Annotated in this window: 21 protein-coding genes and 1 other annotated feature; of the genes, 18 read left to right on the forward strand and 3 right to left on the reverse strand. The window is 42.8% G+C overall.

What is annotated here, in order from left to right; translation table 11 throughout:
- Positions 1-455: 455 nt before the first annotated feature.
- Entirely contained in the window at positions 456-2,117 is a 1,662-nt protein-coding gene (locus SM121_RS05370; RefSeq protein ID WP_155173021.1) for an Rqc2 family fibronectin-binding protein, read from the reverse strand.
- A gap of 150 nt (positions 2,118-2,267) precedes the next feature.
- Positions 2,268-2,500: a binding site (T-box leader), on the forward strand.
- 131 nt (positions 2,501-2,631) lie between these two features.
- Between SM121_RS05370 and trpX the strand changes: the two genes are divergently transcribed.
- From trpX to SM121_RS05405, 7 genes are all read left to right on the forward strand, one after another.
- The gene (gene trpX / locus SM121_RS05375) at positions 2,632-3,633 is read left to right on the forward strand and encodes a tryptophan ABC transporter substrate-binding protein (protein ID WP_031574527.1); all 1,002 of its coding nucleotides are present in this window, start codon (positions 2,632-2,634) and stop codon (positions 3,631-3,633) included.
- A gap of 78 nt (positions 3,634-3,711) precedes the next feature.
- Positions 3,712-4,131, forward strand: a complete 420-nt coding sequence (locus tag SM121_RS05380; protein ID WP_129824083.1) for a chromosome partitioning protein ParB — start codon at positions 3,712-3,714, stop codon at positions 4,129-4,131.
- 313 nt (positions 4,132-4,444) lie between these two features.
- The gene (gene pheS, locus SM121_RS05385) at positions 4,445-5,491 is read left to right on the forward strand and encodes a phenylalanine--tRNA ligase subunit alpha (protein WP_031574521.1); all 1,047 of its coding nucleotides are present in this window, start codon (positions 4,445-4,447) and stop codon (positions 5,489-5,491) included.
- A gap of 2 nt (positions 5,492-5,493) precedes the next feature.
- Positions 5,494-6,009 carry a GNAT family N-acetyltransferase gene (locus SM121_RS05390; RefSeq protein ID WP_320910554.1) on the forward strand — a complete coding sequence of 172 codons (516 nt, stop codon included), beginning with the start codon at positions 5,494-5,496 and terminating at the stop codon, positions 6,007-6,009.
- Positions 6,010-6,166: 157 nt separating this feature from the next.
- Positions 6,167-8,572, forward strand: a complete 2,406-nt coding sequence (gene pheT / locus SM121_RS05395) for a phenylalanine--tRNA ligase subunit beta (protein WP_320910555.1) — start codon at positions 6,167-6,169, stop codon at positions 8,570-8,572.
- 156 nt (positions 8,573-8,728) lie between these two features.
- On the forward strand, positions 8,729-9,511 hold the full coding sequence (locus tag SM121_RS05400; protein WP_151378616.1) for a DUF6612 family protein: 783 nt from the start codon (positions 8,729-8,731) through the stop codon (positions 9,509-9,511).
- Between the two features lie 18 nt (positions 9,512-9,529).
- On the forward strand, positions 9,530-10,459 hold the full coding sequence (locus SM121_RS05405) for a hypothetical protein (protein WP_155126215.1): 930 nt from the start codon (positions 9,530-9,532) through the stop codon (positions 10,457-10,459).
- 77 nt (positions 10,460-10,536) lie between these two features.
- Here SM121_RS05405 and SM121_RS05410 read toward each other — a convergent pair whose 3' ends face one another.
- Positions 10,537-10,680 carry a FeoB-associated Cys-rich membrane protein gene (locus SM121_RS05410; RefSeq protein WP_155126213.1) on the reverse strand — a complete coding sequence of 48 codons (144 nt, stop codon included), beginning with the start codon at positions 10,678-10,680 and terminating at the stop codon, positions 10,537-10,539.
- Between the two features lie 403 nt (positions 10,681-11,083).
- On the opposite strand from SM121_RS05410, the gene SM121_RS05415 reads away from it, so the two are divergent.
- The 11 genes from SM121_RS05415 (at position 11,084) to SM121_RS05465 (ending at position 22,090) form a co-directional block, all read left to right on the forward strand.
- Entirely contained in the window at positions 11,084-11,392 is a 309-nt protein-coding gene (locus SM121_RS05415) for a hypothetical protein (RefSeq protein ID WP_155126211.1), read from the forward strand.
- 13 nt (positions 11,393-11,405) lie between these two features.
- Positions 11,406-11,615 (forward strand): helix-turn-helix transcriptional regulator, encoded by a 210-nt coding sequence (locus SM121_RS05420; RefSeq protein ID WP_024056334.1) that lies wholly within the window; start codon positions 11,406-11,408, stop codon positions 11,613-11,615.
- Between the two features lies 1 nt (position 11,616).
- Positions 11,617-12,414, forward strand: coding sequence for a DUF3169 family protein (locus SM121_RS05425; protein ID WP_045759650.1), 798 nt, complete (start codon positions 11,617-11,619; stop codon positions 12,412-12,414).
- A gap of 11 nt (positions 12,415-12,425) precedes the next feature.
- Positions 12,426-13,319 carry an ABC transporter ATP-binding protein gene (locus tag SM121_RS05430; RefSeq protein WP_247913835.1) on the forward strand — a complete coding sequence of 298 codons (894 nt, stop codon included), beginning with the start codon at positions 12,426-12,428 and terminating at the stop codon, positions 13,317-13,319.
- The gene (locus SM121_RS05435; protein ID WP_320910556.1) at positions 13,316-14,530 is read left to right on the forward strand and encodes an ABC transporter permease; all 1,215 of its coding nucleotides are present in this window, start codon (positions 13,316-13,318) and stop codon (positions 14,528-14,530) included. The genes SM121_RS05430 and SM121_RS05435 overlap by 4 nt, the downstream gene beginning before the upstream one ends.
- A 97-nt stretch (positions 14,531-14,627) precedes the next feature.
- Positions 14,628-15,551, forward strand: coding sequence for an aldo/keto reductase (locus SM121_RS05440; protein ID WP_320910557.1), 924 nt, complete (start codon positions 14,628-14,630; stop codon positions 15,549-15,551).
- Between the two features lie 148 nt (positions 15,552-15,699).
- A complete protein-coding gene (locus SM121_RS05445) occupies positions 15,700-16,275 on the forward strand; it encodes a TetR/AcrR family transcriptional regulator (RefSeq protein ID WP_129299130.1) in 576 nt (191 codons plus the stop codon).
- The gene (locus SM121_RS05450; RefSeq protein ID WP_070665383.1) at positions 16,272-16,952 is read left to right on the forward strand and encodes an ABC transporter ATP-binding protein; all 681 of its coding nucleotides are present in this window, start codon (positions 16,272-16,274) and stop codon (positions 16,950-16,952) included. Before SM121_RS05445 ends, SM121_RS05450 begins: the two co-directional genes overlap by 4 nt.
- Before the next feature lie 3 nt (positions 16,953-16,955).
- Positions 16,956-18,101 carry an FtsX-like permease family protein gene (locus tag SM121_RS05455; protein WP_320910558.1) on the forward strand — a complete coding sequence of 382 codons (1,146 nt, stop codon included), beginning with the start codon at positions 16,956-16,958 and terminating at the stop codon, positions 18,099-18,101.
- A gap of 385 nt (positions 18,102-18,486) precedes the next feature.
- Positions 18,487-20,232 (forward strand): ABC transporter ATP-binding protein, encoded by a 1,746-nt coding sequence (locus tag SM121_RS05460; protein ID WP_320910559.1) that lies wholly within the window; start codon positions 18,487-18,489, stop codon positions 20,230-20,232.
- Positions 20,222-22,090 carry an ABC transporter ATP-binding protein gene (locus tag SM121_RS05465; RefSeq protein WP_320910560.1) on the forward strand — a complete coding sequence of 623 codons (1,869 nt, stop codon included), beginning with the start codon at positions 20,222-20,224 and terminating at the stop codon, positions 22,088-22,090. Before SM121_RS05460 ends, SM121_RS05465 begins: the two co-directional genes overlap by 11 nt.
- Positions 22,091-22,415: 325 nt before the next feature.
- Here SM121_RS05465 and SM121_RS05470 read toward each other — a convergent pair whose 3' ends face one another.
- On the reverse strand, positions 22,416-22,898 hold the full coding sequence (locus SM121_RS05470) for a glutathione peroxidase (RefSeq protein ID WP_320910561.1): 483 nt from the start codon (positions 22,896-22,898) through the stop codon (positions 22,416-22,418).
- Positions 22,899-22,972: the final 74 nt, after the last annotated feature.

The following is a 22,972-nucleotide window of genomic DNA, read 5'->3' on the forward strand; positions in this document are numbered from 1 at the left end:
AAGATACAGAAGGTGTTTGCGGATAAAGTCAAAATAGGGAGTAGGACAGAAGCAATATTATTTATGAACGCTTCGCCGTCCTACCCCCACAAGGCTGATTAGGTATTCTTCCGAGCTTGGAAAGCGACAGAAGAATCCAATCAGCTACTGTGTCTTGGATTTATTGCTATTGCAGCTTGTGTTTTGACACCATCCGCAGCCCGTGTTCAATTAGGTTTGAACCTCTTCGGTCTTTAATTTCTGGGCTCAGGCTAAAACAGTTTCCCAAACTGTTTTACTCTCAAAACTCCCGAGTGCTAGAAACAAGATTGTTTCTAGCACTTTTCTCACGGCGGAAAGTTTCAATATATGTTGAAGGAGCCTAAAAGTATACCTCATTTTATTTTTCAGCATACTTGGAACAGTTTGTCTACATACTCAAAGGTTGAGCGATACTCAACCTTTTATTTTTGAAATCAGTCTTCTAGTTTCATAGCTTTGATTTTTTCTTCTTCTGGGGTGACCCGCAGAGTCTTCTGGCCGGTATAGGTGACAAAGCCTGGTTTTCCGCCAGTTGGTTTATTGAGTTTCTTGGCTTCGATCATATCCACTTGGACCAGGTTAGAGAAACGGGCCTTGGAATAGTAGGCCGCCAACTCTGCAGCATCGGTCTTTACTTCATCCGATGGATTTAGATTTCCTGTAATGACGACGTGGCTGCCTGGGATATCTTTGGCATGGAACCAGAGTTCGTCTTTCTTAGCGATCTTAAAGGTTAATTCATCGTTTTGGAGATTGTTGCGACCCACTAAAATAATGGTTTTTCCGTCACTAGCCAAGTATTTTTTTGGTTTTTTCCGTTTATGAATTTTTTCACGGTTGCGTCGTTTGATAAAGCCGGTCTGGATTAACTCCTCTCGAATCTCTGCCACCTCAGCCAGGCTCGCTTGAGAAAGAGCTGTTTCAACCGTTTCAAGATAAGAAATGGTTTCCTTGGTTTCTTGAATGAGGATGGTCAGATGTTTGACGGCTTCTTTTAACTTCTGATAGCGTTTAAAGTAGCGTTGGGCATTTTGATTGGGGGTCAGGGCCTTGTTGAGTTGGATGGTGACCGGTTCATTTGTATAGTAATTATCCAAAACAACCTGCTCTTGGTCGTTTGGTACCTGATGGAGGAAGGTTGTCAGCAATTCTCCTTTTTGGCGGAATTCTTCCGCATTGTCGGTCGCTGCTAACTCAGCTTCTTGTTTGGCTAATTTTTTTCGGTTCTTTTCGAGATCGTTTTCGACCTTTCGGATCAATTCACTAGCCTGTTGTTGCACCCGATCGCGTTCAGCCTTATCTCGGTAATAGTCATCTAGCAGATCTGAAAGTGTCTCAAACGTTTGACTGGACGCATCCGAAAAGGGAATAGCCGAGAAGGATTTGGTCGTTAGGCGTGGCTCAGTTGGAGCTTGGAAAAAGGCACGGAAGGTTTTTAATTTTTCATCCGTCTCAAGTCGCTTGGCCAATTCTTGAGACGTATCTCGCCCCAAACCTTGGAAACATTTTTGAAGGTTCTTTGGGCTTAACTCTTCTTTGTGAAGAAGGGCAAAAAGGGCTTCATCTCCAATTGTAAAAGGATTAACCGCGTCTGTTTTCGGAGGGGCTACATAGATTGATCCAGGAAGAATGGTCCGGTAGCTATTTTGTGAGAAGCCGACATGTTTGATGGCCTCGATGATTTTATTGCTGGTCCGGTCTAGGAGAATAATATTACTGTGCTTGCCCATGATTTCGATCATTAAGCTGACAGAAATGGCATCTCCAATTTCGTTTTTATTGGAGACACGGATTTCGAGAATCCGGTCGTTCTCCAATTGCTCAATCCCTTCGATGACAGCGCCTTGAAGATATTTACGCATGACCATAATAAAGGTATTAGGAAAGGCAGGATTTTCAAAGTTGGTTTGGGTCCGTTGGATCCGTCCGAAAACAGAATGGGCAGAGAGTAAGAGTTTTTGGTTTTTCCGATTGCCTCGGATTTGGAGTACCAATTCTTGCTCGAAAGGTTGATTAATTTTTTGAATGCGACCACTTAAGAGTTCGGCCTTCAATTCTTGCACCATATGGTGTAAAAAAAATCCATCAAAAGACATGGGATTCCTCATCATTCTAGCTGTTATTCTAGTAAATTATATCAAAAATAGAGCGGAAATCCCAGAAAGAAGCAAGGGGATGTAATATAGAAAATGCGAACGTTTCCAAAAAAATACTGAAAAAGTATTGACTTTTTTGAAAGAAAACTTTAAAATGTAAGAAATTAGAAAAGTAGTAAATGAAAGTTTCAAGAGAGCCCACGGTTGCTGAGAGTGGGTAGCGGCAGTTTATGAAATTGGACTAATGATGAGATGAATTTGAAACAATAAAAATTCGGTTGGCACACCTTATCGTGCAACTTGTTGCTAGACAAGACAGAGATATGGGGGGAGACTATCCTTTTCCCATAAGTGAGGTGGCACCGCGATGACACGTCCTCACATAGCTTTTGCTATGTGTGGGCGTGTTTTTTGTTTTAGATGAGAAGGGAGAAAAGATATGAAGAAACGATGGCGTCGCATTCTTTAGAGGATGAAAAATAGAAGAAAATGAAAAAATAGAAGAGGTAGTAAAATGAAAAATAAACGGTTAATGGGAATTATTGGTTTGATTGCAGCAGCAGTCATTGGGACAGCGATCTATTCAGCTACAGCTGGTAAGGACAACAAGGCAGCAACTAGCAATGAAAAGGCAAAAGTTGGGGTCTTGCAGTTGGTCAGCCACCCTTCGCTTGATTTGATCTACAAGGGGATTCAAGATGGTCTAGCTGAAGAAGGCTATGACAAGGACAAAGTGGACATTGATTTCCTCAATGCAGAAGGGGACCAAAACAAGGTTGCAACTATGAGTAAGCAATTGGCAGAAAAAGATAATCAAGTCTTGATTGGGATTGCAACCCCATCTGCTCAAGGTTTGGCTAGTGCAACCAAAGACAAACCAATTGTCATGGGTGCTGTAACCGATCCAGTCGGTGCAAACTTGGTCAAAGATTTGAAAAAACCAGGTGGCAATATCACTGGGGTATCTGACCACAATCCTACTGAGCAACAGTTGAAATTGATCAAAGAGTTGACTCCAAACGTAAAAACAATCGGGGTTCTTTACTCAACCAGTGAAGATAATTCCAAATCTCAAGTAGAAGAATTTACAAAATTAGCTGAAAAAGCAGGTTACAAGGTGGTTCCTTATTCAGTTCCTTCTACAAACGAAATTGCTTCAACAGTATCGGTTATGTCAGGTAAAGTGGATGCTATCTGGGTTCCAATCGACAATACCATCGCATCAGCATTCTCAACTGTTGTTGAAGCCAATAAAGATGCTAAAAAACCAATCTTCCCAAGTGCGACAGCCATGGTAGAAGCTGGTGGCCTTGGTTCAGTCGTTGTCGACCAACATGATCTTGGGGTAGCAACTGGTAAAATGGCTGCGAAGATCTTGAAAGGTCAAAAACCTGCAGACACACCTGTTGAAATCTTTAGCCAAGGAAAATCTGTCATCAATAAAAAAGTCGCAGATGAATTGGGCATTACTATTCCAGAATCTGTCTTGAAAGATGCTGGACAAGTCATTAAATAAAAACGAAACGAATCACAAGAGTAGCAGGAGAATTTGGCTTTGATAGGTCTTTTAATCGGGACCTTTGAGGAGAAAGAAATGAAAGTCAAGCTAACGGACCTTCATCCGACCCAACTATACTTATCAGAAAAGAAGTTACAAGCTATCCAGATGCTTGATCAGTCGGCAGAAATCATCAATATGGATCCAATTAGTATTCTTACATTTGGAAATCGCTTCTTGATTACAGACGGGCATCACAGGGCTTATCAGGCTTTGTTGGCGGGTCAAGATACGATTTCTGCTGAGTTTGATAGAGATGGTGGCGATGACTTGTATGCTCTCTATGCGCAAGCTTGCGAGGAAAGAAAGATAGACTCTGTCTTGGATTTAAAAAATCGTATCTTACCTCAAGATGAGTATGAAGCAAAATGGTATAACTGGTGTGATGGTTTTAACCAAGCAGCAACTCTTCTATTGAAAAGGAATGCAGATGAAACCGACCAGGCAAATAGATAATGCATTACGTCCTGTTCCTTCTTCTATTGAAATTAGTCTCATCTAACTTGTTTTTTAACTAAAAATCTGATAAACTAGATAGTAATTGAATAGAAATCTGCAAGACTAGTACCTCAAGGGAAGTGCGACAGGGAGAAGAGCCGTGACTGAAAGCTCTTTGCATGAAAGCTGGGTGAATTCACTTGCGCAAGGATTTAGAAATTAAGGTCTGGTTTACAGATAAAAAACGGATGGTACCGCGTGTCAACGCTCCGATTAGGAGAAGGCACGCGGTTTTTTTCTATGTCTGTAGGTGGACCATGATGGAGGAAATATGTCAACGATTGAAGAACAACTAAAAGCGCTTCGAGAAGAAACGCTGGCAGCCTTGAAGCAGATCTCTGCTGAAAATAAAAAAGAGATGCAAGAACTACGGGTCTCTGTTCTTGGGAAGAAAGGATCTCTGACGGAAATTCTTAAAGGGATGAAGGATGTCTCTGCTGAGATGCGTCCGGTTATTGGAAAACACGTCAATGAAGCCCGTGATGTCTTGACGGCTGCCTTTGAAGAATCAGCCAAACTCTTGGAAGAAAAGAAAGTCCAAGCGAAACTAGCTAGCGAAAGCATCGATGTGACCCTTCCAGGTCGTCCAGTTGCTAGTGGTTACCGTCATATTTTGACCCAAACCAGTGAAGAAATCGAAGATATCTTTATCGGGATGGGGTATCAAGTCGTTGACGGCTTTGAAGTGGAGCAAGACTATTATAACTTTGAACGGATGAATCTGCCTAAAGATCACCCAGCGCGGGATATGCAGGATACCTTCTATATCACAGAAGAAATCTTGCTTCGGACCCATACTTCACCTGTACAGGCGCGGGCTATGGATGCGCATGACTTTAGCAAGGGACCATTGAAGATGATCTCTCCAGGGCGGGTTTTCCGTCGGGATACGGATGATGCGACCCACAGCCACCAATTCCATCAAATCGAAGGCTTGGTCGTTGGGAAAAGCATTTCTATGGCCGACCTTCAAGGAACGCTTCAATTGATCGTGCAAAAGATGTTTGGTGCAGAACGTCAAATCCGTTTGCGTCCTTCTTACTTCCCATTCACTGAGCCATCTGTTGAGGTCGATGTCTCTTGCTTCAAATGTGGTGGAGCGGGATGTAACGTATGTAAGAAAACTGGTTGGATTGAAATCATGGGAGCCGGTATGGTTCACCCACGGGTCCTTGAGATGAGTGGGATTGATCCAACAATCTATTCAGGATTTGCCTTTGGACTTGGTCAAGAGCGTGTGGCCATGCTTCGTTACGGAATCAATGATATCCGTGGCTTCTATCAAGGAGATGTTCGCTTCTCAGAACAGTTTAAATAATCATGTTAGTTAGAGTAAAAATCGATCAATTAGAGACCTTACGTGACCTAGAAGTGGAAACCTATGGGGATACCTTTGGTCCCTATATTGTTGAGGAAGATTTGGAAGATTACTTCTCTACTGTGCTCTCTTTGGAGCAAATCGAGAAGGATCTGTTAGATCCAGAATCCGAAACCTATTTTGTCCTCAATGAAGAACAAGAAATCTGTGGTTTTCTCAAGATCAACTGGGGTCAGGCGCAGACCGAGCCAGTAGAGATGGACAAGTCCTTTGAGATCCAACGGATCTATGTCAAAAAGGAATTTCATCGGGCTGGTTTTGGCAAGGAAATGTTTAGCTTTGCGCTGGATCAAGCCAAGAGCCGTGGCTTTGAGTGGGCTTGGCTAGGTGTCTGGGAACGCAACTTTAAGGCGCAAAATTTTTACTATCGCTTTGGATTTGAACGATTTAGTGAACACCAGTATATCACCGGAGATACCGTGGATACAGACTGGTTGTTGAGAAAGAAATTGATCTAGAAGGAACAAGAAACTTCTATTCTAGAGAAGGGGAGGCTATGAGACCTACCTAAGCCAGCCTCGAGCTGGAAAACACAAAATGAAAGGATCAAAACGAGGGTGGATGGAGATCTAGGAAGGATATCTAGATTTCAGCATTTCCCTTGGTATCTTACATATGTTAGTTAGTTATAAATGGTTAAAAGAATTGGTGGACGTGGATGTGCCATCAGAAGAGTTGGCTGAAAAAATGTCAACTACAGGGATCGAAGTAGAAGGTGTGGAATCGCCTGCTGTTGGTCTCTCAAAAATCGTTGTCGGAGAAGTCTTGTCTTGCGAAGATGTGCCAGAAACACACCTTCATGTCTGCCAAGTCAATGTGGGTGAAGAAGAAGCCCGTCAAATCGTCTGTGGAGCACCAAATGTGCGTGCAGGCATCAAGGTCATGGTAGCTCTTCCAGGTGCTCGCATCGCGGACAACTACAAGATTAAAAAAGGGAAAATCCGTGGCTTAGAATCCCTTGGGATGATCTGTTCTTTGGGTGAGTTGGGTATTTCTGACTCTGTTGTCCCGAAAGAATTCGCAGATGGCATCCAAATCTTGCCAGAAGATGCTGTTCCAGGAGAAGAAGTCTTCTCTTACCTCGACTTGGATGATGAGATTATTGAACTTTCCATCACTCCAAACCGTGCAGACGCTCTTTCTATGCGTGGGGTAGCGCACGAAGTAGCAGCGATCTATGACAAGGCGGTCAACTTTAAAGAATTTAGCTTAACAGAAACAGACCAAGCTGTAGCAGATGCTCTTTCTGTCAGCATTGACACAGACAAGGCTCCTTATTATGCAGCTCGTATCTTGGACAATGTAACCATCGCACCAAGTCCACAATGGTTGCAAAATCTTCTCATGAACGAAGGTATCCGTCCGATCAATAATGTGGTCGACGTGACCAACTATATCTTGCTTTACTTTGGTCAGCCGATGCATGCCTTTGACTTGGATACCTTTGAAGGAAGCGAGATTCGTGTGCGTGAAGCGCGTGCTGGTGAAAAATTGGTAACCTTAGATGGGGAAGAACGCGAGTTAGAAGCAAGTGACCTCGTGATTACGGTTGCGGACAAACCAGTAGCTCTTGCAGGTGTCATGGGTGGAGAAGCTACAGAAATCTCTGAAAAATCTACTCGTGTTGTCCTTGAGGCAGCTGTCTTCAATGGCAAATCAATCCGTAAGACCAGCGGTCGCCTCAACCTTCGTTCAGAGTCATCTTCTCGCTTTGAAAAAGGCATCAACGTGGCAACCGTCAATGAAGCACTTGATGCGGCAGCAAGCATGATTGCAGAATTGGCTGGTGCAACCGTGCGTAAGGGAATCGTTTCAGCAGGTCAGCTCGACACTTCTGATGTGGAAGTTTCTTCAACCCTTGCAGACGTTAACCGTGTCCTTGGTACAGAACTTTCCTACGCGGATGTCGAAGATGTCTTCCGTTGTCTTGGATTTGGCCTTTCTGGAAATGCTGAAAGCTTTACTGTCAGCGTTCCACGTCGCCGTTGGGACATCACCATCGAAGCGGACCTCTTTGAAGAAATCGCTCGGATTTATGGTTATGACAAATTACCAGCAACCCTTCCAAAAGATGACGGGACAGCAGGTGAATTGACAGCGACTCAAAAACTGCGTCGCCAAGTTCGGACTATTGCAGAAGGAGCAGGCTTGACTGAAATCATCACTTATGCGCTGACAACTCCTGAAAAAGCCGTTGAATTTGCGACTGCGCCGAGTAACTTAACAGAACTTATGTGGCCAATGACTGTGGATCGTTCAGTCCTCCGTCAAAATATGATCTCAGGGATCTTAGATACCGTAGCTTATAACGTCGCTCGTAAGAACAAAGATTTGGCCCTCTACGAGATCGGAAAAGTCTTTGAACAGACAGGCAATCCAAAAGAAGAATTACCAAACGAAATCAACAGCTTTGCCTTTGCTTTAACTGGCCTAGTCGCTGAAAAAGACTTTCAAACTGCAGCTGTTCCAGTTGACTTCTTCTATGCTAAGGGAATCCTTGAAGCCCTCTTTGCTCGCTTGGGTCTTGATGTGACTTATACAGCAACACAAGAAATCAAGAGTCTCCACCCAGGGCGGACAGCCTTGATCTCACTTGGTGACCAAGTGATTGGGGTCTTGGGACAAGTCCATCCTGTAACAGCTAAGGCTTATGATATCCCAGAAACCTATGTGGCAGAATTGAACTTATCTGCTATTGAAGCAGCTCTTCAACCAGCCGCAGCCTTTGTGGAAATCACCAAATTCCCAGCAGTGAGCCGTGATATCGCCCTTCTCCTCAAAGCAGAAGTGACCCACCAAGAAGTGGTTGATGCGATTCAAGCTGCTGGCGTGAAACGCTTAACAGACATCAAACTCTTTGACGTCTTCTCAGGTGAAAAACTAGGACTTGGCATGAAGTCTATGGCCTACAGCTTGACCTTCCAAAATCCAGAAGATAGTTTGACGGATGAAGAAGTCGCTCGCTACATGGAAAAAATCCAAGCTTCTCTCGAAGAAAAAGTTAATGCAGAAGTACGTTAAAAATTTGATGAAAACAGTTGAGACATGCTCTTAGCTGTTTTTGTTTTATTACAATCTTCTTACAAGTTTTTGAAAGAATTTACAAATATCATAGGATCGTTTATAATAGAAGAATAAACATTAGTAGATTTACTGAAAAAAGGAAGGAGAATGGGGATGTTAAATATGAGAAAACCTATCCTGTCACTTGTTGGTTTGTTGGCAGTAGTTAGTCTAGTTGGATGTCAACAGGCTGAGGGCAAGAAGGGAAATTCAAAGGAACTAAGTCAAGAACAAATTATCGACAAGGGGCTCCAGGCTTTTGAACACCTCAAAGATGGGGAAATCAAACTGGAGAGTAAGATTGAGAGAAAGTTTAGTGAACCAACAAGTGATGGAGATACACACGCAGTATATACTCTGACTTTTGAAGGATCCTTTGAATTAAAACCAGTGAGGGTACGTGGACTATATACGAACAACGGTACGAGTCAAGAAGAGTATTACGATGCCTTTCACGAGTATTCTAGACCAAAAGACTCATCAGAGTGGGAAATGTTTTCTTATTCTCAAGAGAATAAACAACCTGTGGGGGTAAATCAAGAAGCCATACGCTTCTTTCAGACACAGAAAGACAAGTTTGAAGTGACCAAGAAAAAGGACCAGTATGTCTTAACCTATAAGAGTAAGGATGTCAATCATTTACTAGAACCAAATAACGCCGTGTTGCAAGGCCCTGTTCCCATAGGAGTTAGTTATTTTGAAAATTCAGAAGGGAGCTACCAGATAGACCTCATCGTTTCTAAGGAGAACTTGACACCTTTAGGTGTTACTTATACTTGTACTTCTAATTCATCTTTTGCGAAAGAAAAATTAACGTGTAAAATTACCTATTCAAAACAAAATACTGGTGTCCAAGTAGAAGTACCAGAGGCTGTTGAAAAATTAGGTGGTATTTAGTTCAAAAGGAGTGAAGATATGAAACATAAAAGAAAATTATTAGTGTTTTTCTTATCTCTTCTTGCTTGTCTATTCCTTTCAGCTTGTCAATCGGCTAAAACCCCTTCAAAGGATACGACACAAGATAGTGGGAGTAAAGATGTGAAAACGTATATCCAAGCCATGAGAGATGCAAAAAACATGGAATATGTCAGTAAAATTTATCGAAAGAATCTACTTGAGGTAAAAGGTTCACAATCACTAATGTATGAAACAACCTTACGACATGGGAAAATTCAGTTTGACCCGCAAGTATATAATGAATTTTATACGAAAGATGGAGGAAATGGATCTACGATAGACAGTGATTCAGATCATTTTCGAAGTCTTGCCAATAAAATAGGTTCTACAGGTTATGGGGAGAAAATTTTGAGACTATATTCTCCTGAAAAAGGGGTTCTGTATAAAAAAATAAAGAAGGGAGACGATAGTTGGACTTGGAATAGAGTGGATGAAGCTACAGATCCAGATCTAATATATAAAAATAGAAAAGATCCAGAAGTGGGGCGTCATGAGCTTATTTTAAAACTTTATGAGAAGTATGCGGATCGATTTAAAAAAACTATCGATGGTCAGTATATCTATCTGGAATTTAAGGGTGATGTTAAGAAAGATATTGATCAAATTGGAGAATTTCAAAATACTTTGTTAGATAGTGAGCTTTACACCAAAGGGAAAAAGGAGATTCAGTCCGTCAAGTTGCACATTTATTTGTCTATGAAGAAAGACTCCTCAAATAAAGAAGAAAAATTAGTTCCTAGCGAGGCTAGGATTCAACTAGATACCAAATTGAAAAATGATAAAGGGCGAACGGTGAACAATGAAGACCATTTTGAATTTACTTATCGAGATATTAACCAGATAAAAGAAGTCAAAGCTCCCCAAGATTTTAATATCGTAGAGAATTAAATAGGAGGATAGAAAAACCATTGGTTCAATTGACCAATGGTTTTTTACGTTTCTGATTTCTGGTACACACCAATTCTTTACTGGTGGCGATGCGATTGGTGCATTTCGTCTTTGATGGGGCAGGAACACTTACAATCGCCACAAGAACCTTTTACCTTGAGGTAGGAGCGAAGACCTTGTCCAGCTAAAAAAATAAGGACGGTAATAAGAATAGTTGACATGGTAACCTCCTAGATATGAGTGGTAGATAAGTTTTTTAAGCTGATGAGTTGATCATTACTTTGCTGTGGCTTGTGGAAGATGCAGGGAACAAGGATGATGAAAATGATCAGAGCTAGCCTAGTCCTACTAGTTTAGACTTCATCGATATTAAACACGTGTAAGATTATCTTGTAGCGACCAAAGTTATATTTCTTACTATGGAAGTCTTTTCAGATTCATAGCAGGGAGAAAAGAATCTTTAAAAGGTGCGCAAATGCGGGCCTTTTATTTCTTACCTCAAAATATCCATGTCAACCATCCTTCTATTTTTGACAAATATTTTTATTTTTTTGAAAAATATACTTGTCAAAAAGAAAAAGAAGTGTTACAATAATTTTAGTTGAAAGAAGGGGAGGTATTCTTATGGGAGCTATATGGATTCTATTTATCCCTTTTCTGGTTATCATTTATGCAAGCTCAGAAAAGAAGATAAAAAAGTTGAACAAACGTATTAAAAGATTAGAAAAACAAGTGAAAGGAAATCAAGAAATGTCTAGACTTTTAGAAGAATTAAAAGGCCAAACGGTCAAGGTGACAGTAAATGGATTTGGAACTACGTGGGAAATTGTTGATTTTGATGAAGATTGGGTCAAACTGACCCGTGTGATTCATAAACAACAGAGGGAAACCAAGTTAGTCCGTATCGAAGATATTCAAGGTATTCAACTATAAGGGGGCTGATGCCATGATTTTAAAAAATCGATTGAAAGAGCTGAGGGCGCGTGATGGACTCAACCAATCCGAGCTAGCCAAGCTAGCAGGGGTCTCGCGCCAGTCCATCAGTCTCTTGGAACGTGGTGAGTATACACCTTCTGTCATTATCGCCATGACCATTGCCCAGATCTTCAATGAACCAGTGGAGAATGTCTTTAGTCTAGTAGAGGGAGAAGAATAATATGAAAAAGCAACAACAAGAACGATCCGCTCGTTACCGGTTTTGGAGAAATGTCGGAATCATTACAGTTTCCGGCTTGATTGGAGGAGTCATTGGTTTTTTGACAGGCATGTTCGGATCCGAAAAACCCCTTGAAATCCAATCCTTCTTTAGTAAAGAAGGACTCCTTTGGGGTTCAATACTTTTGTTTCTTATCGTGTTTATGGTCACGATAGCCTTACTAATAAGCGCGAGAAAAGTCCATCAAAAAATGCTCCAGATAGAAGACGAAGAGGAAGCCTATCACTATGACATCCAGAAGGAAAAACTGTTTGGGTTAGCGACCATTTTTAAAGGAGTCATGATCTTGCCATACTTTTTAGTCATCATCTTTTATAGTCAATGGGTGTATATGGATAGACCTTCCACAGGGCACTTGGCTTTTATCTTTGGAGACTTTACCATGCTCTATCTCTTTCTTGTCTTGATTGCCCTATTTTTCCTATCGGATATCTTCTTTCGCAAGACCTTCCATCTGATTTATGGAAAACCGATTCCCCGCAATGCCAATGCCAAGGAAGTGCGTGAATTTATGATGAGTATGATGGATGAAGCAGAAAAGCAGATTAGCTACGAGGAAAACTATGAAATTATCATTAAGTTAAGCAATTATATCTTGCCGATTTCCTTAATTGCGATATTCTTAGTTGGCATTGCTTTCCATACAGATATCTTGTTAGCATTAGTAGTGGTATCACTGATTTATGTCTATATCTTGGTCTCTCAGTACAAGATTACCAAACGTTATTATAAAGAGTAGAGGAGTCATCCATGTTAGAAATTAGAAATTTAGAAAAAAGCTTTGGGAATAAGCAGGTTCTCTTCGGAGTAGATCTGACAGCTCAACAAGGGCATATCCTTGGCTTAGTTGGGAAAAATGGGGCCGGGAAAACAACTATTTTCCACAGTATCTTGCGCTTTTTGGACTACAGCGGCGAGATTCGCCTAGGTGGCAAAGCGATCACCCAAGAAACCTACAAGGAAATTGGCTATTTGCCAGAAGAACGTAGTCTTATGCCAAAACTCACGATTTTTGAGCAGGTCCGCTATTTGGCTGCCTTAAAAGGAATGAGCACTGCTGAGGTCAAGGAAAAATTACCGACCTGGATGGAAAAACTCCAAGTAAAAGGAAAATTGACCGATAAAATCAAGAGCCTCTCAAAAGGGAACCAACAGAAGGTTCAATTGATCATCACCTTGATCCATGAGCCTAAATTGATCATTTTAGATGAACCCTTTAGCGGCTTGGATCCGGTCAATACAGAAGTGCTCAAGCAGGTCATCTTTGAAGAAAAAGAGCGTGGGGCAACCATTATCTTTTCTGACCACGTCATGACCAATGTCGAAGAGTTGTGTGATGATATCCTAATGATCCGTGATGGTTCGGTTGTCCTTTCAGGGCCAGTCCAAGAGGTCCGTAATAGCTATGGCAAGACTCGTCTCTTTGTTTCTAACGACTTTAGCAAAGAAGAGCTAGAAGCTCTGCCACACGTGACCAAGGTGACTATGACCAAGCAAGGTACTTGGAAGTTGATCTTGGATGATGCGTCAGCTGGTCCAGAATTATTTGACCGCTTGACCAAGGGCCACTACCTAGCAACCTTTGACCACCAAGCCCCAACTATTGATGAGATCTTTAAACTTGAATCAGGAGTAGAAGTATGAAACAGATGTTTGTCGTAATGAAAGAAACCTATATCAGACAAGTGAAATCATGGAGTTTCCTCTTCATGGTCTTCGGTCCCTTCCTCTTTTTAGGATTGAGCATTGGAATCGGTTATCTGACAGGTTCTTCTACAGATGCCAAAAACCAGGTGGCCTTGGTGACAGAAGTTCCAGCTGTCAAAGAAAGTCTCAAAGGAACTGATGGCTTGACCTTGGACTACAAGGATGAAGCTGCAGCTAAAAAAGCCATCAAGGATGAGAAAGCAGCTGCTTACCTAACGGTCGATGAAAAAGATGGCCAGCTAGAAGCGACTTATGTGGGCGACCAAGCCATGAAAACAGATTTGAAAACCCTTGTCGCTGCGAAATTAAGCCAAGTCCAACAAGGAATCAATCTAGCGCGTGCAAATTTAAGCAAAGAGCAACTGACAGCCTTGTCTCAACAGGTTTCTCTGAAAGAAAAAATTGATGAGAAAAAAGAAGGCTTGAAAATGGTGCAAACCATGGTTGCAGGTGCTCTAGGAATGTTGCTTTATATGATTTTGATGTTCTACTCTGGTATCACAGCCCAAGAAGTGGCCAGTGAAAAAGGAACCAAGATCATGGAAGTGGTCTTCTCTAGTATCAAAGCAACCGACTATTTTTTCGCACGCATGCTCGGACTCTTCGGAGTGATTTTTACCCACATTTTTGTCTATGTCGTTGGGCTTGTAGCCGTTTGGATCTTTAGAGCAGATATCCCTGTTGTCAAGGATTTTCTCGCTCCAAACTCTCCAATTACCCAGCACCTAGCAGAAGCGATCTCGCTCAATACGGTCTTCTTCATTATCCTTGGGGTCTTTATGTATGTGGTGCTCTCTGCCTTCTTAGGCTCCACAGTAGCACGACCTGAAGATTCAGGAAAAGCGATTTCGCCACTGATGATGTTAGTCCTCTTTAGCTTCTTTGGGGTAACCACCTTGGGAAGTGCTGGTGATGTCTTCTTATTGAAAATCGGTTCCTACATTCCTTTCTTCTCAACCTTCTTCATGCCTTTCCGTACCATCAATGGCTATGCGACTGGTCTTGAAGCTTGGGCTTCATTGGGAATTGCAGTTCTCTTTACCATCGTGGGAACAGTTCTCATCGCTCGTATCTATGCGAGCCTGATCCTTCAGACCGATGACCTCGGACCATGGAAGACCATTAAACGTGCTCTTAGCTATCGCTAATTAGATAAGCTCTCAGTTACAACTGAGGGCTTTTTGATTTCAAATTGACTTTTGAAATCCTTTTCACTACAATAGAACTACAGAAAAGGAGGCGGACATGAACTATATTGAGTTTGCTGAAAATGAGCGTCTGTCCACGATTGTCCTTGGGATGATGCGGATCAGTCAGATGAGTGAAGATGAGGTGGAGGCCTTGGTAGAGGCAGCCTTGTCGATTGGCATTAACACCTTTGACCTAGCGGATATCTATGGTGATGGCCAGTGTGAGGTCCTGTTGGGTAAGGTTCTCAAGCGCCGTCCGGATCTTCGGAACCAGATGTGGATCCAGTCCAAGTGTGGCATTCGCAAAGACGGTTTTACCTATTTTGATTTTTCCAAGGACTATATTTTGGACTCCGTCGATGGCATCCTCGATCGTCTGCAGATCGAGCGCTTAGATAGTCTCCTCCTTCACCGACCGGATGCCCTCATGGAACCGGAAGAAGTGGCAGCAGCTTTTGATCAGTTGGAGCAAGCGGGCAAGGTTCGTCATTTTGGGGTGTCCAATCAAAATCCCATGATGATGGAATTGCTTAAGACGGCTGTCAAACAACCTCTCAAGGTCAACCAGCTGCAGTTGAGTGCCGCCTTTACACCGAGCTTTGAAGCTGGTTTTCATGTCAACATGGAAGGGGCAAAAGCAGCCGTGCGAGATGGCAGTGTCTTTGAGTATTGTCGTTTAACTGATACTGTGATTCAGGCCTGGTCTGTCCTCCAGCATGGCTATTTCAAGGGGAATTTTGTCGGCAAGGAAGAGTTTGCAGCTCTCAATCATGTCCTTACTGACTTGGCGAAAAAATACCAGGTCACACCGACAGCTATCGCCCTTGCTTGGGTCCTCCGCTATCCTGGTAAGATGCAGGCGGTCATCGGAACGACCAAGCCCCAGCATGTCCTTGAAGCAGGGAAAGCAGCAGCAGTGACCCTAACGCGCAAGGAGTGGTACCAAATCTACTTGGCGGCGGGAAATGATTTGCCTTAGAATAATGGTTATCAAACCAGATTCCACTCTTATCGGTGGTCTGGTTTTTGTTTTGTGGTTTTCAGATTTTTCTTGACAAGTCTTTCTTTTTTATGGTATTCTTTATGCAACAAGTGTTGCGCAACAGATGTTGCGTGAAAGGAGTCTTATGCCACCCAAGGTTAAATTTAGTAAAGAGGCTATGATTGGGACAGCTTTACAATTGGTGAGAGAAGAGGGAATGGCTAGTTTAACTGCTAGAGCATTAGCGGAGAAACTGGGAGCCACACCGAGAGTCATTTTTGGGCAATTTGCCAATATGGCTGAGTTACAAGCAGAGGTTATTGGTGCTGCGGAGATGGTGGTGGTGGAGTATATTCGCAAGGCCTTAGAAGATGAGAAACCTTTTCGATCTGTCGGAGTTGCTTATATCCTTTTCGCTTCAAAAGAACCCCAACTCTTTCAATTGCTTTTCCAAAATCCTAGTAAAGATCCGATTCGTCGCTTTCAAGATTTTCTTCCCATGAAGGATCATAGTTACCAATTAGTTCTGGATTCGATTGTCGCAGACTATCCTTTGACTGTAGAGGAAGCTAGTCGCTTGTACCAGCATCTATTTATCTACTCACACGGGATGGCCTCTATGGTTGCTTCTGGTATTTATCAGTTCGGCATGGAAGAAGTGATTGGATTACTGACAGAGGTTTGTCAATCTCTCATCAAAGAAATGGTAGGAAAGAAATGATTCAACTAGAAAATGTACACAAAAGTTACGGCCAAACCAAGGTTTTAAAGGGGATTGATTTGCAGATACAAGACCAGGATGATGTGGTTATCCTCGGTCCTTCTGGATCGGGCAAGTCAACTCTCTTAAATGTGTTATCAGGCTTAGAAAAGGTAGACGAAGGGCATATCCTTATTCAAGGACAAGATTTGTCTCAACTCACGGATGCTCAATTGACAGCCTTTAGACGTGAGAAGATTGCCTTTATCTTCCAGCAGTATTATTTATTGCCGAATCTGACGGTCAGACAGAATGTAAAGATGGGTGCTGACCTGGCAAACAATCATGATTTTTTGCAGATCATCGAGGATTTGGGGCTTGGCGATAAGCTGGACAAGTATCCGAGTGAATTGTCTGGTGGGGAACAGCAGAGAGTGTCCATTGCTCGGGCCTTGGCCAAAAAGCCAGAGATTCTCTTCTTAGATGAGCCGACGGGAGCCCTGGATGAAGAAACAGGGCGCAAGATTCTGGACTATATCTGGAAGTTGAAGGAAAAGCTAGGCTTTACCCTCATCATGGTGACGCACAACCAAAATATTGCGGATATGGCTAGAACCATTATTCGTGTCAATAGTGGCAAGATTACCCAAGTTGTGACCAATGATCAGCCTCAGACTGCCTATGAGATTGGATGGTAAGCCATGTTTTCAGTAAAAGATATTCGAAAATTAGTTGTCGTCAGTATCATTGGGGCTTGTGCGGTCTTTGTGGCCAATCTCTTCTTGAATTTTTATCTGGATATCGAACAGTTGGAGATTTCGAAAACCAATCCCATGATGCAGACCTACTATGATGCCCAAGTTTCGCTTTCTTGGATGGTGGCCATGGTCAGTGGGGTCGTCTTGTCCTTGACGTCGGTCCTTCTCATGTGTTTTTATATCAAACAATTTGTCGATGACCACAAGGAACAATTAGGGATTTTAAAGGCTTTGGGATATAGTAATGGCCAGTTGGCGAAACGATTTTGGGCCTTTGGACTCAGTTTTGGAGCTGGAGCGCTTCTCGGCTATTTTGCTTCATTTCTCATGATGAGACATTTTTACGACTTCCGTAATGAGAAGGGGATTTTGCCAGAAATTACCATTCACCTTCACTGGCAACTCTTGCTTGCTTTGGTGATCCTGCCAACGACCTTCTTTATGCTTCTCGCGATTGGTTATGCTAGAAGACAACTACAAACGCCGGCTCTTCGCTTATTGAAAAAATCTCCAACACCAATCAAGGTCAAAAGGAGAAAGCGAGCTCCTAAGAAAGAGAAAGACTTCCTAAAAGAGCTGTCCTCGTCACTGATATGGGGGAGAAAATCTATCTTGTTTTTTGTGGTCTTTGGATCCATGTGTTTTGCGGCCATGGTTCAATTGTCCTTTGGCCTCAGGGATTACACAGATGACATCATCCAAACCATGATGATTATGATTGGCTTGATCCTTTCTTTCTCGATTCTCTTTTTGTCATTGGGGATTGTGGTCTCAGAAAGCCGCGAAACCTTGGCTCTTATGAAGGCTTTTGGCTACACCAATCGTGAATGCCAAAGTCATATTCTCGCTCCCTATCGTTTTTGGGCTTATTTAGGATTTGTTCTTGGGACGGCTTATCAATATGGCATTATGGAAATCTTGATCGGTGTGATCAAAGATACGGTTCCTGAAAAGATTGAGCATTACTTTGATGGGAATGTGTGCTTCTGGACCTTGCTTGCTTTTGCTGTGGTTTACGAAAGCCTCTTTTATCTATCCAACAGAAAACTACAAAAACAAACCATCAAAGAAGTGCTCTTAGCTGAATAAATAAAAAAGAGAGTGGGACAGAAATTGGTAATTCGTTAGAATTCGATTTCGTCGTCCCACCTCCGCACAGTTGAGTAGGGCTGTAAAAGCTGATGAAATCAGCGTAGTAGGGCCCACTCAACCACTGCGTCTTGCTCGACAATCCAAAGACAATTGAGAGGCTAGGACTTTTGTCCCAGCCTCTTTTGCACTGAATAAACAGAAAAAATGACACTGTCTAAAAATCTTGCATTTTTTTGTAATTTAGGTTACAATGAAGACTATAAAAAATGCGTAATCCCTAGGGTCTTTCCCTCAGGGAATTTTGTGTGTTTTGACCTATTTTCGGTGGAAAGAAGCTTTGCTTCTACCACAGGAAAAAGTATGAATAACATTGGAGGTAATAATGATTCGATCCTTAATTTCCGAGATCAAAGAATTCAAGAAGCCCTCGATTTTGGCTTCCTTGTTCATGGTATTTGGAGTCATGTTTGAGATTTCGATTCCCTTTGTCATGGCGAGTCTTTTGGACCAGGGTGTTCAACAAAGAAACATGAACAATATTTTGTTTTACGGTGGGCTCATGCTGGTCTGTGCCTTTCTCTCCCTCTTTTGTGGGATGCAGTCTGCCCGTTATGGCGCCTATGCATCGGCTGGTTTTGCCAAAAACCTTCGTCGGGCCATTTTCAAAAAGGTTCAAACCTTCTCATTTGAGAATATTGATCAGTTCTCATCAGGTGGGTTAGTCACTCGGATGATGACGGACGTAACCAATGTGCAAAATGCCTATCAAATGGTGATCCGGATCTGTGTACGGGCACCGCTCAATTTGATCTTTGCCATTGTTGCTTGTTTCTTGATCAATCCGGAAATGGCCATGATCTTTGTCTATGTGACCATCTTTTTGGCAGCTGTCTTAAGCATCATCATGAAGATTGTGTATCCGCTCTTCACAGAAGTATTTGAAGCTTATGATAATCTCAACAATAGCATTCAAGAAAACATCACCAATATGCGGGTGGTGAAGTCCTACGTTAAGGAAGCAGATGAAACCGTTAAATTCAAGAAGGCTTCGCGTTTGATTTATAACATGTTTATGAAGGCTATCCGTGTCGTTGTCTTGAGTAGCCCAGCTATGATGCTTTCCATGTATGCTTCTTTCCTTTTGATCTCTTGGATTGGGGCACATCTGATCGTTGGTGGTCAACTCTCTACTGGGAATTTGACTTCTATGTTTAGTTACACCATGACCATTCTCATGTCGCTCATGATGTTTATGATGATCTTTGTCATGTTGTCGATTTCCATGGCTTCTGTCGAGCGGATCAATGAAGTCTTAACGACCAAAACGACGATTGACTCTCCAGAAAATGGGATCAAAGAAGTCGCTGATGGATCCATCAACTTTGAGGATGTGACCTTTGCTTATACCGATGAAAATGGCGACAAGACCCATGTCTTACAAGGGATTAATCTTTCCATTCGTTCAGGGGAAGTTATTGGTATCTTGGGAGGAACAGGATCAGGGAAATCAAGCTTGGTTCAGTTGATTCCTCGTCTCTATGATGTTGAGTCTGGTCGGGTGACAGTAGCAGGCCACGATGTCAAAGAATACGATCTTGATTCCCTTCGTAAGCAAGTGGCCATGGTTCTTCAGACCAATGTCCTGTTCTCTGGTACGATTAAAGAAAATATGCGCTGGGGAAATAAGGATGCGACGGATGAAGAGATCATCGCAGCTTGTAAGATCGCCCAAGCCGATGAATTTATTCAAGATTTCAAAGAGGGTTATGACACCATGATTGAGCGTGGGGGATCCAATGTCTCAGGTGGTCAGCGCCAGCGTCTTTGTATCGCGCGTGCCCTTCTCATGAATCCCAAGATCTTGATCTTGGATGATTCGACTTCAGCGGTCGATACCAAGACGGATAGTTTGATCCGTCAAGGATTGGCAACCAGCTTGAAAGAGACCACCAAAATCATCATTGGTCAACGGATTTCCTCTATTCAAGATGCAGATCGTATTATCGTGATGAATGATGGTCAAATCGATGCGATCGGTCGTCACGAGGAATTGCTTGCGACCAATGCCATCTACCAAGAAGTATATGAAATGCAAACACAAGGGAAAGGAGAAGCAGATGAAAACTAAGAAAAAAGCAAATCTAGGCTCTATCCTTCGCCTGCTAGACTTCCTTTGGAAAAACCACAAGGTATCCTTGATTGTTTCCTTTATCTTAATCATTCTATCGTCTCTTGCGACGGTTAATGTGACAGCTTCGATTCAGTCCTTGGTCGATGTCTATGTGGAGCCCATGCTGACAAGTAATAGCCATGATTTTGGACCGCTCTTGTCCTTCTTAACACGAGTTGGTTTGATCTGTTTGATCGGGGTCCTTGCTAACTATGGCTTTACCTTGATCATGGCGACCGTTTCACAAGACTCACTTAGAAGTCTTCGAAATCAGTTGTTTGCTCGCATGCAAAAACTGCCAGTTCGTTACTTTGATACCCACCAACACGGGGACATCATGTCTATCTATACCAATGATATTGATGCTCTTCGCCAAGCGATTGAACAATCCATTCCTCAACTCTTATCCTCAGCGATTACCATCCTTGGGGTAACGATTACCATGCTGACGGTTAGTCCGCTCTTGTTCTTGATTGTTCTTGTCATGGTCATCGTCATGGTCTTTATCATCAAGGATGTCTCTGGCAAGTCAGGTCGTTACTTTGGCGCCCAACAAAAGAACTTGGGGATTGAGAACGGCTTTATTGAAGAAATGATGTCTGGTCAAAAAGTGGTCAAGGCCTTTGTGCATGAAAGAGAAAGCATTGAGGATTTTGACCGGATCAATGACCAACTCTTTGAGTCTTCCTACCAAGCCAACCGCTATGCCAATGTCCTCATGCCGATTCTTGGGAACTTGGGAAATGTCTCCTTTGTTCTAACAGCCTTGATCGGGGGACTCTTTGCGCTAAACGGCGTCGGTGGTTTAACCATTGGTGGTCTCATGGCCTTTCTGCAATTGAACCGTTCCTTCACAGGTCCCATTGCACAGGTCTCTCAACAATTGAACTTTGTCCTCATGGCCTTGGCTGGTGGAGATCGTGTCTTTGATCTCTTGGATGAAGAAGAAGAAGTCGACCAAGGAAAAGTGACGCTGGTCAATTATGAACTGGTCGATGGAGAAATGGTCGAAACTGATCAGAAAACCAAGAAATGGGCTTGGAAACACCCACGTCCAAACGGAGATTACCAGCTTGTCAAGATGGTCGGAAATGTGGTCTTTGATGATGTTGATTTCTCTTATGATGGGAAGAAACAAATCCTTCATGGCATCAACTTGTACGCGGATAAGGGGCAAAAAGTGGCCTTTGTCGGAGCGACTGGTGCAGGAAAGACAACCATCACCAACTTGATCAACCGCTTCTATGACATCCAATCCGGAATGATTACTTATGATGGGATCGATATTAAATTGATTGAGAAAGATTCTCTGCGTCGTTCCCTCGGAATCGTTCTTCAAGATACCCACTTATTCACTGGTACGATTGCGGAAAACATCGCTTATGGCCGTGCTGATGCAACACGGGAAGAAATCCTTGAAGCAGCTCGGATTGCCAATGTGGATTCCTTTGTTAAGCACTTGGATCAGGGCTATGAGACAGTCTTGACGGATGATGGGGCTGGCCTATCAAATGGTCAACGACAATTGATCGCCATTGCCCGTGCAGCCCTTGCCAATGCGCCTGTCTTGATTCTGGACGAAGCGACGTCTTCCATTGACTCACGGACAGAGAAAATGGTGCAAGAAGGGATGGATCGCCTGATGGAAGGTCGGACTGTCTTTGTTATCGCCCACCGTCTATCGACGATTGTCAATTCCGATGTCATCATGGTGATGGACCACGGACGCATCATCGAGCGAGGCAACCATGCTTCCTTGATGGCAGAACGTGGCACCTATTACCGCCTGTACACCGGTGGACTTGAAATTGATTAATAATAAAAAAAGCTTGAGCGTTGGCTCAGGCTTTTTTGGCTTATGGATAATGACTTCTTAGAAACTTTCCTTAGGTGAGTACGGACGTTAGGTGAAATTATCCAGTGGATGATTTCAGCAATCCAGGAAGTTCCATGACTAATTATTGAGCCCCTTCGCTCTTTAATTTCTGGGCTCAGGCTAAAACAGTTTCCCAAACTGTTTTACTCTCAAAATTCCTGAGTGCCTGAAACGTTATTGTTTCAGGCACTTTTCTCACAACGGAAAGTCTCGAAAATAAATAGCCATTCATCAAAAATCCTGACTACACTTTCAGGCTTTTTGCTTATTTCTCAAGTAATTCTTGGATCAAGTCTTCCATAGCAGCTGGTTCTGTTTTGGAGGAGAAGCGTTGGGCGACTTGGCCTTGTCGGTCGATGACAAATTTTGCAAAGTTCCATTCGATGCGTTTGCCTAGTGGCCCGGCTACTTGGTTTTTGAGCCAGTCATAAAGAGGAAGGGCTTCTTTACCATTAACCTTGGCTTTAGCGAATCGTGGGAAGGTGGTCTGGTAGTTGAGGCTACAGAAGCTATTGATTTCATCTGCAGTTCCTGGTGCCTGCCCCATGAATTGGTTGCAGGGAATGTCTAGGATTTCCAGCCCCTTTTCCTGGTAGCGCAGGTAGAGATCTTGCAATCCTTGGTATTGCGGGGTCAAGCCACAGCCTGTTGCTGTATTGACCACGATGAGGACCTTACCTTGGTAGTGAGAAAGGGGGATCTCCTCCCCATTCTGGTTTTCTAAAGAAAAATCATAAATGCTGGTCATAGGTGGTATCCTTTCTGTCTCTTCAACTTTTATTGTAGCACAAATCTCCTAAAATGGGGCCAAGAGGAGCATGA

This window comes from Streptococcus sp. S1 (genome assembly GCF_034137685.1).
Classification (GTDB): Bacteria; Bacillota; Bacilli; order Lactobacillales; family Streptococcaceae; genus Streptococcus; species Streptococcus dentalis.

Excerpts from the sequence above, each read along its gene's own strand:
- SM121_RS05370 (WP_155173021.1), bottom strand. The coding sequence starts at position 2,117 with ATGTCTTTTGATGGATTTTTTTTACACCATATGGTGCAAGAATTGAAG.
- trpX (WP_031574527.1), top strand. The coding sequence starts at position 2,632 with ATGAAAAATAAACGGTTAATGGGAATTATTGGTTTGATTGCAGCAGCA.
- SM121_RS05380 (WP_129824083.1), top strand. The coding sequence starts at position 3,712 with ATGAAAGTCAAGCTAACGGACCTTCATCCGACCCAACTATACTTATCA.
- pheS (WP_031574521.1), top strand. The coding sequence starts at position 4,445 with ATGTCAACGATTGAAGAACAACTAAAAGCGCTTCGAGAAGAAACGCTG.
- SM121_RS05390 (WP_320910554.1), top strand. The coding sequence starts at position 5,494 with ATGTTAGTTAGAGTAAAAATCGATCAATTAGAGACCTTACGTGACCTA.
- pheT (WP_320910555.1), top strand. The coding sequence starts at position 6,167 with ATGTTAGTTAGTTATAAATGGTTAAAAGAATTGGTGGACGTGGATGTG.
- SM121_RS05400 (WP_151378616.1), top strand. The coding sequence starts at position 8,729 with ATGTTAAATATGAGAAAACCTATCCTGTCACTTGTTGGTTTGTTGGCA.
- SM121_RS05405 (WP_155126215.1), top strand. The coding sequence starts at position 9,530 with ATGAAACATAAAAGAAAATTATTAGTGTTTTTCTTATCTCTTCTTGCT.
- SM121_RS05410 (WP_155126213.1), bottom strand. The coding sequence starts at position 10,680 with ATGTCAACTATTCTTATTACCGTCCTTATTTTTTTAGCTGGACAAGGT.
- SM121_RS05415 (WP_155126211.1), top strand. The coding sequence starts at position 11,084 with ATGGGAGCTATATGGATTCTATTTATCCCTTTTCTGGTTATCATTTAT.
- SM121_RS05420 (WP_024056334.1), top strand. The coding sequence starts at position 11,406 with ATGATTTTAAAAAATCGATTGAAAGAGCTGAGGGCGCGTGATGGACTC.
- SM121_RS05425 (WP_045759650.1), top strand. The coding sequence starts at position 11,617 with ATGAAAAAGCAACAACAAGAACGATCCGCTCGTTACCGGTTTTGGAGA.
- SM121_RS05430 (WP_247913835.1), top strand. The coding sequence starts at position 12,426 with ATGTTAGAAATTAGAAATTTAGAAAAAAGCTTTGGGAATAAGCAGGTT.
- SM121_RS05435 (WP_320910556.1), top strand. The coding sequence starts at position 13,316 with ATGAAACAGATGTTTGTCGTAATGAAAGAAACCTATATCAGACAAGTG.
- SM121_RS05440 (WP_320910557.1), top strand. The coding sequence starts at position 14,628 with ATGAACTATATTGAGTTTGCTGAAAATGAGCGTCTGTCCACGATTGTC.
- SM121_RS05445 (WP_129299130.1), top strand. The coding sequence starts at position 15,700 with ATGCCACCCAAGGTTAAATTTAGTAAAGAGGCTATGATTGGGACAGCT.
- SM121_RS05450 (WP_070665383.1), top strand. The coding sequence starts at position 16,272 with ATGATTCAACTAGAAAATGTACACAAAAGTTACGGCCAAACCAAGGTT.
- SM121_RS05455 (WP_320910558.1), top strand. The coding sequence starts at position 16,956 with ATGTTTTCAGTAAAAGATATTCGAAAATTAGTTGTCGTCAGTATCATT.
- SM121_RS05460 (WP_320910559.1), top strand. The coding sequence starts at position 18,487 with ATGATTCGATCCTTAATTTCCGAGATCAAAGAATTCAAGAAGCCCTCG.
- SM121_RS05465 (WP_320910560.1), top strand. The coding sequence starts at position 20,222 with ATGAAAACTAAGAAAAAAGCAAATCTAGGCTCTATCCTTCGCCTGCTA.
- SM121_RS05470 (WP_320910561.1), bottom strand. The coding sequence starts at position 22,898 with ATGACCAGCATTTATGATTTTTCTTTAGAAAACCAGAATGGGGAGGAG.